This window comes from Phaeobacter sp. CC-HEC084 (genome assembly GCF_059429255.1).
The window spans coordinates 142,002-154,320 of the sequence record NZ_JCAIJQ010000004.1 but is presented as its reverse complement, the minus strand read 5'-3'; the positions used below and the strand labels follow the sequence as shown (position 1 = coordinate 154,320).

The 12,319-nt window shown below is 61.5% G+C and carries 14 protein-coding genes; 12 read left to right on the top strand and 2 right to left on the bottom strand.

Annotated elements, in window-relative coordinates:
* Nucleotides 1-160 precede the first annotated feature (160 nt).
* From AC5SSZ_RS14700 to AC5SSZ_RS14670, 7 genes are all read left to right on the top strand, one after another.
* On the top strand, nt 161-505 hold the full coding sequence (locus AC5SSZ_RS14700) for an AtpZ/AtpI family protein (protein WP_197492345.1): 345 nt from the start codon (nt 161-163) through the stop codon (nt 503-505).
* 40 nt (nt 506-545) lie between these two features.
* Nucleotides 546-1,349, top strand: coding sequence for a F0F1 ATP synthase subunit A (locus tag AC5SSZ_RS14695; RefSeq protein ID WP_065271559.1), 804 nt, complete (start codon nt 546-548; stop codon nt 1,347-1,349).
* An 83-nt stretch (nt 1,350-1,432) separates the two neighbouring features.
* Nucleotides 1,433-1,669 (top strand): F0F1 ATP synthase subunit C, encoded by a 237-nt coding sequence (locus AC5SSZ_RS14690; protein ID WP_008205040.1) that lies wholly within the window; start codon nt 1,433-1,435, stop codon nt 1,667-1,669.
* Nucleotides 1,670-1,754: 85 nt separating this feature from the next.
* On the top strand, nt 1,755-2,303 hold the full coding sequence (locus AC5SSZ_RS14685; protein ID WP_274833337.1) for a F0F1 ATP synthase subunit B': 549 nt from the start codon (nt 1,755-1,757) through the stop codon (nt 2,301-2,303).
* 4 nt (nt 2,304-2,307) lie between these two features.
* Nucleotides 2,308-2,868 carry a F0F1 ATP synthase subunit B gene (locus AC5SSZ_RS14680; RefSeq protein ID WP_065271557.1) on the top strand — a complete coding sequence of 187 codons (561 nt, stop codon included), beginning with the start codon at nt 2,308-2,310 and terminating at the stop codon, nt 2,866-2,868.
* Nucleotides 2,869-3,079: 211 nt separating this feature from the next.
* Nucleotides 3,080-3,286, top strand: coding sequence for a hypothetical protein (locus AC5SSZ_RS14675; protein WP_495438516.1), 207 nt, complete (start codon nt 3,080-3,082; stop codon nt 3,284-3,286).
* A 191-nt stretch (nt 3,287-3,477) separates the two neighbouring features.
* Nucleotides 3,478-3,852 (top strand): CZB domain-containing protein, encoded by a 375-nt coding sequence (locus AC5SSZ_RS14670; RefSeq protein ID WP_274830310.1) that lies wholly within the window; start codon nt 3,478-3,480, stop codon nt 3,850-3,852.
* A 53-nt stretch (nt 3,853-3,905) separates the two neighbouring features.
* On the opposite strand, the gene AC5SSZ_RS14665 is transcribed toward AC5SSZ_RS14670, so the two are convergent.
* On the bottom strand, nt 3,906-4,676 hold the full coding sequence (locus AC5SSZ_RS14665; protein ID WP_065271554.1) for a FadR/GntR family transcriptional regulator: 771 nt from the start codon (nt 4,674-4,676) through the stop codon (nt 3,906-3,908).
* A 205-nt stretch (nt 4,677-4,881) separates the two neighbouring features.
* Between AC5SSZ_RS14665 and AC5SSZ_RS14660 the strand changes: the two genes are divergently transcribed.
* The 5 genes from AC5SSZ_RS14660 (at nt 4,882) to AC5SSZ_RS14640 (ending at nt 11,137) form a co-directional block, all read left to right on the top strand.
* A complete protein-coding gene (locus tag AC5SSZ_RS14660) occupies nt 4,882-6,141 on the top strand; it encodes an aminotransferase-like domain-containing protein (protein WP_495438515.1) in 1,260 nt (419 codons plus the stop codon).
* 51 nt (nt 6,142-6,192) lie between these two features.
* Nucleotides 6,193-6,480, top strand: coding sequence for a hypothetical protein (locus AC5SSZ_RS14655; RefSeq protein ID WP_495438513.1), 288 nt, complete (start codon nt 6,193-6,195; stop codon nt 6,478-6,480).
* Nucleotides 6,481-6,646: 166 nt separating this feature from the next.
* Entirely contained in the window at nt 6,647-10,102 is a 3,456-nt protein-coding gene (locus AC5SSZ_RS14650; RefSeq protein ID WP_274838257.1) for a chromosome segregation SMC family protein, read from the top strand.
* A 105-nt stretch (nt 10,103-10,207) separates the two neighbouring features.
* Nucleotides 10,208-10,681: a YbjN domain-containing protein gene (locus tag AC5SSZ_RS14645; protein WP_495438510.1), complete on the top strand. Its 474-nt coding sequence runs from the start codon at nt 10,208-10,210 to the stop codon at nt 10,679-10,681.
* A 78-nt stretch (nt 10,682-10,759) separates the two neighbouring features.
* On the top strand, nt 10,760-11,137 hold the full coding sequence (locus AC5SSZ_RS14640) for a hypothetical protein (RefSeq protein ID WP_495438508.1): 378 nt from the start codon (nt 10,760-10,762) through the stop codon (nt 11,135-11,137).
* Here the strand turns inward: AC5SSZ_RS14640 and AC5SSZ_RS14635 are convergent.
* Nucleotides 11,134-12,303, bottom strand: coding sequence for a lytic murein transglycosylase (locus tag AC5SSZ_RS14635; protein WP_495438506.1), 1,170 nt, complete (start codon nt 12,301-12,303; stop codon nt 11,134-11,136). The genes AC5SSZ_RS14640 and AC5SSZ_RS14635 overlap by 4 nt on opposite strands.
* Between the last annotated feature and the right edge of the window lie 16 nt (nt 12,304-12,319).

Sequence of the window (12,319 nt, the reverse complement as noted above, 5' to 3'; positions counted from 1 at the left end):
GGAATCGACGCATCTGGCCTCCTGTTCGACAAACCCGGCGATGGCGATGGTTTGGAATGTGGTTTAATTTCAATGCGGTAGGCTGCTTGTCGCAGCCCTATCTGGGCAATTGACTCTGAGCCCCGCACCCCTTAGCACCCTCTTCAGAATTCACGTGAGGATGGCGCCCGTGACAGATGACGACCAAAAGCAGCGCATGGCGCAGCTGGAGGCAAAGCTGGCGGAGGCGCGTAAGGCCCAGGAGCCCAAGCCGCGCGTGGATGAACACTACTCTCTGGCCAATCAGGCTTGGCGGATGGTGATCGAATTGGTAGCCGGTCTCGGGATCGGCTTTGGCATCGGATACGGGCTGGACCATCTGTTTGGAACCCTGCCCATCTTCATGGTGCTGTTCATAATGCTGGGGCTTGCCGCCGGGGTGAAGACGATGCTTCGCACGGCGCAGGAGATCCAGAACGAGAAACTGGCCGAAGAGGCCGACAAAAATGCGCAAGACCGGGGCTGACCCTAAGGGGGAAGGCACTGGCGACAGGAGACACGGACAGATGGGCAAGATTTTCTTTTACGCGGCACTGGCGCTGGCCCTTGTAGCAGGGGTTGTGTTTGCACCCGAGCACGCCGCCCTGGCGATCCACCCGATGGATCAGTTCATCGTGACCCCGCTGTTCGGCGGTGACCACATTTCCTGGTACACCCCCACCAACGTGACCCTGTGGATGGGCCTCGCGGTTGTTGCAGTCTTCGCGCTGCTGGTTCTGGGATCTTCGCGCCGCGCCATCGTGCCGAGCCGTGCCCAGTCGGTTGCGGAACTGGCCTACGGCTTCATCTACAAGATGGTTGAAGACGTTGCAGGCAAGGACGGTGTGAAGTTCTTCCCCTACATCATGACCCTGTTCATGTTCATCGTGATGGCGAACTTCCTAGGTCTGCTGCCGATGTCCTTTACCACCACCTCGCACATCGCCGTGACCGCGGTTCTGGCTGCGCTGGTGTTCTTCACAGTGACCATCGTTGGTTTCGTCAAGAACGGCGCTGGTTTCCTGGGCTTGTTCTGGGTGTCGAGCGCGCCGCTGCCGCTGCGCCCCATCCTGGCCATCATCGAACTGATTTCCTACTTCGTGCGCCCCGTCAGCCACTCCATTCGTCTTGCGGGTAACGTCATGGCTGGCCACGCGGTTCTGAAGGTGTTCGCAGGTTTTGCCGCCGCTCTGGGCGCATTCAGCTTCCTGCCGATCTTTGCCATCACCGCAGTTTACGCTCTCGAAGTTCTCGTGGCCTTCATCCAGGCCTACGTCTTTACCATCCTGACTTGCGTGTACCTCAAGGACGCACTGCACCCGAGCCACTAAGGCAGGATCGTTCCCTCATCCGGGTGAGCTGTCCGGCTCACCCGAGACCCTAAATCACCAATTCCATCGTAAGGAGAAAACCCATGGAAGGCGATATCGCACAACTCGGTCAGTTCATCGGCGCAGGCCTGGCAGCAATCGGTTCCGGCGCAGCCGCAATCGGTGTGGGCCACGTAGCCGGCAACTTCCTGGCAGGCGCTCTGCGCAACCCGTCGGCAGCCGCCGGCCAGACCGCAACCCTCTTCATCGGCATCGCCTTTGCAGAAGCTCTGGGCATCTTCTCGTTCCTGGTCGCTCTGCTGCTGATGTTCGCTGTCTAAGACCTCAGGAACCTCAATCCTTACGGCCGGGCAGTGCGGATCATCGCGCTGCCCGGTGTAACGGCAAGTTCCCAAGGAGAACGACATGGCATCAAATACGCAAGAGGCAGCACACGGCGCGGCGGACGCAGCGCACGGGTCTGCACCGGGCATGCCGCAACTGGATTTCTCGACCTTCGGAAACCAGATCTTCTGGCTCGCCGTTGCGCTGGTCGTGATCTACCTCATTCTGTCGCGCGTGGCTCTGCCCCGCATCGCGGCGGTACTGGCGGAACGCCAGGGAACGATCACCAATGACCTCGCCGCGGCTGAAGATCTGAAAGCCAAAGCGGTCGAGGCCGAAAACGCATATAACAAGGCTCTGGCCGACGCACGCGCCGAGGCGCAGCGCATCGCCGCCGAGACCCGCGCGGAAATTCAGGCCGATCTGAACGATGCAATCGCCAAGGCGGATGCACAGATCGCCGATAAGGCCGCCGAGTCCGAAAAGGCCATCGCAGAGATCAAAGCCGGCGCGCTGGAAAGCGTGAAGGTTGTGGCGACCGACACCGCAGAGGCGCTGGTTGCAGCACTGGGCGGCAAGGCGGACGCGAAAGCGGTATCGGCTGCGGTCGATGAACGGATGAAAGGATAAGGACATGCGCACAGTTCTGGCAATTGCCCTGACCCTTGGCGCCACTTCCCCGGCCTTTGCCGCAAGTGGTCCGTTCCTGTCCATGAGCAACACCAACTTTGTTGTTCTGATCGCCTTCCTTCTGTTCGTCGGCATTCTGCTGTTCGTGAAGGTGCCGAGCCTGCTGGGCAGCCAGCTGGATTCGCGCGCCGAAGGTATCCAGAAAGAGCTGGACGAAGCCCGCGCCCTGCGGGAAGAAGCCCAGACCATCCTGGCCTCCTACGAGCGTAAGCAGCAGGAAGTCCAGGCGCAGGCCGACCGCATCGTTGCGGCCGCCCGCGAGGACGCCGTCAAAGCCGCAGATGAAGCAAAATCCGATCTGGAAACCTCGATTGCACGCCGTCTGGCCGCAGCCGAAGAGCAGATCGCTTCTGCCGAAGCATCGGCTGTGAAGGAAGTGCGTGATCAGGCCATTTCCATTGCGGTTGCAGCTGCGGATCAGGTTATCGCCAAGCAGATGACTGCAACCGAGGCGAACAAGCTGATCGACGCGGCCATCGCGGATGTGGACGCCAAACTGCACTGATCCACAGTCAGTTTAAAACCTTAGAAAACCCGGGCAGTAACGCCCGGGTTTTTGCGTTTCCGGGGTCTTCTGCGGGCCGGGACCGTTTCCCATCCTTTTGGATAGGAGGGCTAACCCGTCAGCATCGCGGACTGTTCTCCTGCCGTGCTGCGGCGCGCAGGCCTGTCGGGTACGGTGGATTGAGCAACGTTCAAAGGAACCGGAGGACGCTATGACGCCGCAGCAAAGCCGCCTGAAGACATTTCACCCGATGGGACCGTCGGGTGCGTTTGAACCGCTGGCAATCGCCGTGGCGATGGAAACCGCAGGTGCAAGCATCATCGACACGCAATGCCTTGGCGCCTTGGGACCGGTTCGCAAACGGCTGGCAGAGACCGATCCGTCGCGTGGCTTCCTGATGGATTTTGCAGCCGCCTGAAGAAGATTAAAACGGTTTGCAACGCGCCCCTTCTCCCGCCCGGATGGACGTCCCTGTGCTCTCTCCACAGGCGGCGCCACCGGGCCGGTAGTATTTCACGGATCAGCAGCCCGGCGGCGTTAACCATCATTTACGTATGCTCGGTTATGGTTTTATGGTTGTTATGAGTAGCAGTTTTGAAAGGTGTCCGGATGGACAAGGTAGATCTGGACCGGCAGATTAAAGACGCGGTCGGCGCGCATGGATGCTGGAAACTACAGCTGAAAGAGGCCGTTGCGACCGGCAAGCTGCCTTGGTCGGCAGAGCAGATTTCCCAGGACGACCAATGCACTTTTGGAAAATGGCTGGTAAAGCTGCGCCAGGATCCCGAAATCGGTGACTCTCCGTACTTTCAGGCTGTAGCGCAGGCGCATAGTCGTTTTCATCAGGCGGCGGGTCATATCGCGACCTGTGTGGAAAAGAACCGGCGTGATGCGGCGGCAGAGCTGCTGAGCAGTGGCGATTTTCAGAAGATCGCGGATCGGCTTGGCAAGGCGATCATCGACTGGCGGAAAAGCCTGCACTAGGCGCAGATGGCTGTGTCGCGTGGGCGCAGTCGTTCAAAGTCCGCCCGTCTGGGTCAGGATTTGCTTTTTTCGTGTTCCAGCCGCTGCCGGGCAACATCGGCGTTCCGCTCGGCGCGCTGGTGGTCCATCAGGGCCTGTTTCACATAATCCAGATGCCGTTCCACGGCTGCGCGCGCTGCCGCGGGATCACGCGCTTGCAATGCGGCATTGATGGCTTCGTGTTGCTCCAGGATCGCCTCATACGAGGTATACTGCTGAAACATGACCTTGCGATTGTAGAACACCCCTTCGCGCAGCAGATCAATCATCGACCGCATCATATGCAGCATCACCACGTTGTGGCTGGCATCCATGATCGCGGAATGAAACTGCGCATCCAGCTTTGCCGCTTCTTCGGATTCGGCGGGGTTTCCAGCGGCTTTCATCTTGTCAAAGATGGTCTGGATTACTTTCAGATCATCGTCTGACCCCAGCCGCGCTGCACGTTCGGCGGCCAGACCTTCCATGTCGCGGCGGAAGGACAGGTAATCGAACAGCGCCTCATCATGGCTGGAAAACAGCTGCACCAGCGCGGGGGAAAAGGCCGAGCCCAGAACATCGCCGACAAAAACACCTGATCCCGCTTTCGAGGTCAAAAGCCCGCGTTCCTGCAACTCACCGATGGCTTCGCGTAGCGAGGGGCGTGATACGCCCAGACGTTCCGCTAGTTCCCGCTCGGCCGGCAGGCGCTCACCAGGCGACAGGATACCTCGCAGAATCAGCTGCTCGATCTGGCGCACGACCGAGGTCGATAGTTTTTCCGGCTGAACTTTCTGAAACGGCATCGGAGCCTCGGGATCTGTGTATTGCAGGACGGGAGTGGTTTCCCCAAATTGGTCAAATCATATGACCGCATCTCAGGCAAGACCGCAAGTCATGCGCAAGATCCGTAAAAGCCCGATCACCTTTTTGAAATAAAAGGTCAGTTATATTGACTTACCTGAAAGAAAGATTGCCAATCGCCCAAAGGCGTGCAGTCAGGAGGGTCTCATGCAGCTGAAAGACATATTTGCCAGTCGTGCGATGCGGATGAAGGCGTCGGAAATCCGCGAGTTGCTGAAACTTCTGGATCAGCCGGGCATTCTGTCCTTTGCAGGTGGCATTCCCGACCCGGACCTGTTCCCGGCCGAGGCTTTTGCCGAAGCGTTCCAAGGGGCCTTGTCCGGCGGACAGCAAGCACAGTCCCTGCAATATTCGGTCAGCGAAGGGTACCCGCCGCTGAAAGAATGGATCGTTGGCCAGATGGCGCGCATGGGCGTTGACTGTGATCCGGACAACATCCTGATCACCTCTGGTTCGCAGCAGGGGCTGGATTACCTTGGCAAACTGTTCCTGTCGCCAGGGGACACCGCGCTCGTGACGGCGCCGACCTATTTGGGGGCGCTGGCGGCCTTCAACGCCTACGAACCGCGCTATGATCAGCTGAACCTTTCCGGGAACCGCACGGCACAAAGCTATCGCGATGGCGCCGCACAGAATGGTGGGGCGGTCAAATTCGCCTATCTGTCAGCGGATTTTGCCAACCCGACTGGGGAGACCGTCGGTCAGGCCGACCGGGAACGTCTGCTGGATCTCGCCGAAGACCTGCAATGCGCCATCGTCGAAGACGGTGCCTATCAGGACCTGCGCTATGACGGCGATCCGGTGCCGCCCATTCTGGCGCTTGAGCAGGCGAAGAAGGGAACGCTGGACAACTGCCGCACAATCTACTGCGGTACCTTTTCCAAGACCCTGTCGCCAGGGCTTCGCGTTGGCTGGATCGTCGCGGCCCGGCCGGTGATTGCACAGATGGTGCTGATCAAACAGGCGGCGGATCTGCACTCGCCAACCCTGAACCAGATGGCGGTAAACACCGTCGCACGACAGCAGTTCGACAGCCATGTGGAAAAGGTCCGCGCCGCTTACAAGGCGCGCCGGGACGCCATGCTGCGCGCGCTGAAGCAGCACATGCCGCCGGGCGTGGATTGGACCCGCCCCGAAGGCGGCATGTTCATCTGGATTACTCTGCCTGCGGGGCTGGACGGGGCGCAGCTTCTGGCGCGCTCGCTGGACAGCGTGAAGGTGGCTTTTGTGCCCGGTCAGGCCTTTTTTGCCGATGGCGGTGGCCCCAACACGATCCGGCTCAGCTATTCGGTGCTGGATGAGGCGGCGATCGAAGAGGGGATTGCTCGTCTGGCCCGTCTGATCGCAGAGACACTGGCAGAGCTGGACGCTGTGTCGCCTCGGCAGGTCAGCGCAGAGGTGGTATAGTCACCTCCGAGCCTCTCCTATTGAGGGCGAGGAAGCAACCGTGAGGCGGCCATGCGTGTACTGAGTCTTCTGTGCGTTCTGCTGGTGGCGGGCTGTGATACCCCGAGTGCGCATTTTCGGGGTGTTGCGCCTGCGCGGATTACGGTTGAGGGCAGCACCTTTGATATCCGTCAGCGCGGAACTCTGGTCGAGGCGGTGCGCATCAACCCGCAATATGCGCCCCGGCTGGGACCACTGCGGCACCGGGCCAGACGGGCAATGGCGGCCTCTACCGGCTGCCGTGTCCTCTGGGTCAGCGGTGATCAGGCGGTGCTTTTCGGGCGTTTGTCCTGCCCGTAAAAGGCAAGTTCCGGCAATTTTTCCCGCTGAGGCTGTATTTCTCGGTGTTATCCACAAGATATAGTGGCCAAAGCAGGTAGGCTTGCCCGATTTGGGGGCTGTAGCGTTGACTCAAGACCCGCGAACCTGCTGAGGTTCACTATCACGGAATCACTCAGGGGCGGCTTTGCGCTTTTCCAAACTCAGGCTCAACGGCTTCAAAAGCTTTGTCGATCCGACCGATCTTATCATCGCGGATGGGCTGACCGGCGTTGTCGGGCCGAATGGCTGTGGCAAGTCGAACCTTTTGGAAGCGCTGCGCTGGGTGATGGGCGAAACCCGCGCCCGGGCCATGCGTGGCGGCGGTATGGAGGACGTGATCTTTGCCGGGACGACCTCCCGTTCGGCGCGCAATTTCGCCGAGGTCAGCCTGCAGATTGATAACAGCGACCGGCTGGCACCCTCGGGGTTCAACGACAGCGATCAGCTGGAAATCGTGCGCCGGATCACCCGCGATGTAGGCAGCGCCTATAAATCCAACGGCAAGGATGTGCGAGCGCGGGACGTGCAGATGCTGTTTGCCGATGCCTCGACCGGGGCGCATTCGCCTGCGCTGGTGCGGCAGGGGCAGATTTCCGAACTGATCAACGCCAAACCGAAGGCGCGCCGCCGTATTCTGGAAGAGGCGGCCGGGATCTCGGGGCTTTATCAGCGCCGCCACGAGGCAGAACTGAAGCTGAAGAATACCGAACAGAACCTGCTGCGCGTCGATGATGTGATCGAACAGCTGGCGGCGCAGTTGTCGCAGTTGGCGCGTCAGGCGAAACAGGCGCAGCGCTATCGTGATATCGGGGAGAAACTGCGCCTCGCCGAGGGCATGCTGCTGTACCGCCGCTGGCGTGAGGCAGACGACGCCCGCGCTGCAGCCGAGGAAGAGCTGAGTACCCGCGTCACCCAGGCGGCTAAGGCTGAGGCGCTGAGCCGTGCAGCGGGCGCCAAGCGGGCTGAGAATGAAGCCGCCCTGCCGCCCCTGCGCGAAGAAGAAGCAATTGCGGCGGCGATCCTGCAGCGGCTGATGGTACAGCGCGATGCGCTGAGTGATCAGGACGCGCAGGCGCGTCAGGCCATTGAGCGGCTGACCTCCCGCATTCAGCAGCTCGGCAACGATATCGAGCGTGAGACTGGTCTGAACCGGGATGCGGGCGAAACCATCGAACGGCTGGATTGGGAACAGCGGGAACTGGCCAAGGCCAGCGAAGGCCACGAGGATCGTCTGGCCGAGGCCTCTGATCTGGCGCGCGATGCAGGGCAGATCCTTGAGGCCCGCGAGGACCACCTGTCGCAGGTCACCGAGGATGTGGCCCGTCTGGTGGCCCGTCACCAATCGGCGCGGCGTCTGGTCGAGGATTGCCAGCGCGCGCTGCAGCGGGCCACCGATGAAGGCGAAAAATCCCGCGGCGCCCAGGCAGAGGCCGAAGAGGCACTGGAACAAGCCTCCGATCGGTTTGAAGAGGCTGTCACTGCCGAGGAGGACGCCCGCGAGGCCGCAGAGGCCGCCGAAGAGGCGCTCGCTGCTGCCGATGAAATGCGGGCGGACACGCAGGAACGCGAAACCGAGGCGCGCGCGCAGCGATCTGAGGCCGAGGGCGAGTTGGGCACCCTGCGGGCCGAGGTCACGGCACTGGCGAAACTGGTGGAACGGGACACTGCTGAAGGCGGCCAGATCCTGGATGAGCTGAGCGTGGCCCCGGGTTATGAAAAGGCGCTTGGCGCGGCGCTCGCCGATGATCTGCGTGCGCCGATGGCCGATGTGGACGGACCGACCGGCTGGGTCACACTGGCGGGATATGATCGCGATGTGCCTTTGCCTGATGGGGTAGAGCCACTGGCGAAATATGTGTCTGGCCCGGTGGCGCTGGGGCGGAGGATCGGACAGATCGGATTGGTAGATGGTGACACGGCCCGCGATCTGCAGTCGCAGCTGCAACCGGGGCAACGTCTGGTAACGCTGGAGGGCGATCTGTGGCGCTGGGATGGCTATCGGTCTTGGGCCGAAGATGCGCCAAGCGCCGCCGCCTTGCGGCTGGAACAGCTGAACCGGCTGGAGGCGCTGAAACAGGATCTGGAACGCGTTGGTGCCCGCGCGGATGGCGCCCGCGCCGCCCATGATGCGCTGCTGCGCAAATTGGAAGAGGTGTCTCAGGCGGATCAGCTGGCTCGCCAGGCCCGCCGCGCCGCCGATCAACGCGTTGCCGATGCCGCCCGGGCGCTGAGCAGGGCGGAGGCTGACCGGAATATGGCCGAGGGCAAGCTAGAGACCCTTGGCATCGCGGTGACCCGGCATGAAGAAGACGCCATGGCCGCCCGCCTGCAATTGACAGATGCCGAGACCGCGTTGGAAGAACTCGGGGATCTGGAGCAGGCCCGCGCCATGGTCGAGGAGATCAAGCAGCAGGTGGAGGCGGCGCGGATTACCATGCTGACCCACCGCTCGGCCCACGATGAGCTGCGCCGCGAAGGCGAAGCACGCACCAAACGGGCGCAGCAGGTCACCAAGGATCTGTCGGGCTGGCGTCACCGGTTAGACACTGCCGAGCGCAGGATCGCTGAGTTGGCCGAACGGCGCGAGGCCTCTCAGGAAGAGCTGGAAGACGCCCACGCGGTACCCGCCGAGATTGCCGAAAAGCGCGAAGAGCTGAACGAGGCCATTGAAGAGGCCGAAGCACGCAAGGCGGCAGCGACCGATGCGCTGATCGCGGCAGAGGCGGTGCTGCGCGAGACGGTGCAGGCTGAACGCGATTGCGAGCGTCTGGCCTCCGAAGCGCGCGAGGCGCGGGCCAGATCCGAAGCCCGGTTCGAGGCAGCGCGGGAAACCGTGACCCATGCTGCGGAACGGATCGCAGAGGAGCAGAACTGCGCGCCGCAGGTACTACTAGAACAGCTTGATACCGACCCTGATCAGATGCCCACGGCCGAGACGCTGGAGGCCGAGGTCTCCCGTCACAAGCGGCAGCGGGATGCGCTGGGTGCGGTAAACCTGCGGGCCGAGGAAGATGCCCGGGAGATCCAGACCGAACATGACGAGTTGGTGTCGGAAAAACAGGATCTGGAAGAGGCCGTGCGGACCCTGCGCAGCGGGATTGCCAGCCTCAACCGCGAAGGGCGCGAGCGGCTGCTGACCGCGTTTGAGCAGGTCAACGCCAGTTTCGCGATGCTGTTCACCCATCTGTTCGGTGGCGGCGAGGCCAACCTCGTGATGGTCGAAAGCGACGATCCGCTGGACGCCGGGCTGGAGATCATGTGCCAGCCGCCGGGCAAGAAACTGTCGACCCTGTCGCTGCTCTCCGGTGGTGAGCAGACCCTGACGGCGATGGCGCTGATCTTTGCCGTCTTCCTGTCCAACCCGGCGCCGATCTGTGTGCTGGACGAGGTCGACGCGCCGCTGGATGATGCCAATGTGACCCGGTTCTGCGATCTTCTGGACGAGATGTGCCGCCAGACTGATACCCGGTTCCTGATCATCACCCACCACGCGGTCACCATGGCCCGCATGGACCGGCTGTTCGGGGTGACGATGCAGGAAAAAGGCGTCAGCCAGCTGGTTTCTGTCGATCTGAAAAAGGCAGAAGCGCTGGTCGCCTGATCCGTGGTCGCAGCAGTGCGGCTTTAGGTTATGGCGCGGGCGACTTCCTTGTGTGGCCGAGACGTCCTGCTTAGGATCGGTACAAGTGTTTTCAGGAGACCTAGTATGTACCCTTCACGATGCCTCGCCATCCTCACGGCCGTTGCGCTGACTCTGCCCATTGCAGCACAGGCCGAACCCGTTTTTGCGACGGATGGCGATAGCCTTTACAGGTTCTTCGAAAATGAAGGGGCAGAGGTCGAAGCGACAACGGACAATGTTGGCGATCCCAAGCTGCGCGTGACTTATTACGGCAGTGATTTCTCAGTCTATTACTACGGCTGTGACAACAATACCGATTGCAACGCGGTCCAGTTCTTTTCCGGCTACCAGACCGAAGGATCGGTACGGCTGGCAACGATCAATGAATGGAACACGGAGAACCGGTTTGCACGTGCCTATATCTCGGATGAAGGGTCGGCCCGCATCGAGATGGATATCTATCTGGGCCGGGACGGTGTCAGTGCTGATGACTTTGCCCAGCAGGTGTCACTCTGGGCACGGGCGATGAAAGACTTCGAAACCTTCATCGACTGGTAGGCACGCCCGCGGAACAGGTATTTTCGGCGTCACCGGATCGTGACCTGCGCCCGGCGGCTTTTGCGATATACCGGGGGCATGACACGTGTTTCCCTTATTGCCTGCTCTCTTGCCGCCGCCACGATCTGTCTTGGCGCAGGCCCGGCCGATGCGGAAGACTGGAACCTGAAACCCGCCGACCAGCCCTTTGCTCCGTCTGAGCTCGCGGCGCTGCCTGGGCAGGCCTTTGTGTTCTTTGATGACGGTGAGGCGCGGTTCGGCAAGGATGGTGCCTATTCCTATACCAACTCGGCCGCCAATGGCGGGGCCACCAGCTGGGGCAGCTACCGGATCGCAGAAGATGGCAGCGTTTGCATCGACTACGTCGACGGGTTTTCGCGCTGCGATCTCTATGTGCACAGCCATGGCCGGGTGGTGCTGATCAACCAGGCTGGCGACCGGTTTCCCGTGCGTTAGAGCCGGTTTAGCAGGGCCGGAGTGGGCCAGGCGTCAGCGGGCAGGCCAAGGCGTTCTTGCTCTTTTTGTACCGCGATCCGGGTCTTGGCGCCCAAAATGCCGTCGATGTCTCCCACGTCGTGACCGCGCGCCTGCAGTTTCTGTTGCAACTGTTTCATCCCGGCGCCGCTGAGGCCCTGATCGGGGCTTCCGGCGTCATAGATCGCCGCGCCTTCCAGCCGGGTTGCGAAATAGGCGGCCGTCATCACGTAGGTAAAGCTTTGGTTCCATTCGAAATAGACATCGAAATTGGGGTAGGCGAGGAAGGCAGGTCCCTTATGGCCCTGCGGGACGATCAGCGAGGCGCGCATGGCTGGATCGGGCAGGCGCCCTTCGCGGGGTACGACGCCCATCCGCTGCCAGTCCGCCACCGACAGCTTTTGCGCAGGTCCGGTGAGCGACAGGTCCAGACCCTTGGGCAGCGTCACCTCCTGAATCCAGGGCTGATCCGGCTGCCAGCCCAGATGCGACAGCATCTTGGCTCCCGACATCAGTGCATCCGGTGCCGAGGTTTTCAGGGTGACATGCCCGTCGCCATCGGCATCAACGCCATTGTCCAGAATATCGCGGGGTAGCATCTGTACCATGCCGATCTCTCCGGCCCAGGCGCCAGTGGTGCGGGCCGGGTCAAAATCGCCGTGCCGGAACAGCTCAAGCGCGGCAAAAATCTGCGGGCGGAACAATTCGGGGCGGCGGCAATCGTGGGACAGGGTAACCAGCGCATTGCGGGTGTTGAAATCGCCCTGAAAGCCGCCAAAGTCCGTTTCAAACGCCCAGAACGCCAATAGCACACCGCGGTTGATGCCGTAGGTGTTTTCGATGCGGCGGAAGGTGCTGTCGTGTTTTTTCGACATGGCCCGGCCCCGGTCGATCCGGTTCTGGGAAATCAGTCGCCGCGAAAACTCGATGAAGGGTTTCTGAAACACACCCTGCGCCCGGTCTGCGCGCAGCACCTTGGGGTCCTGTTTGGTGCCTTTGAAGAACGCATTCACGGTGGCAGCATCGTAGCCCGCGGTCACCGCTTCCTGTTTCAGGCCCTGTACGAAGTCAGAGAAGCTACCGCCGCATTGGGCGAAGGTGCCGGTGGGCAGCATCGCGGCTGCCAGGGCCAGGATCAGTTTGCGCATGACTTGGGCGTCCTTT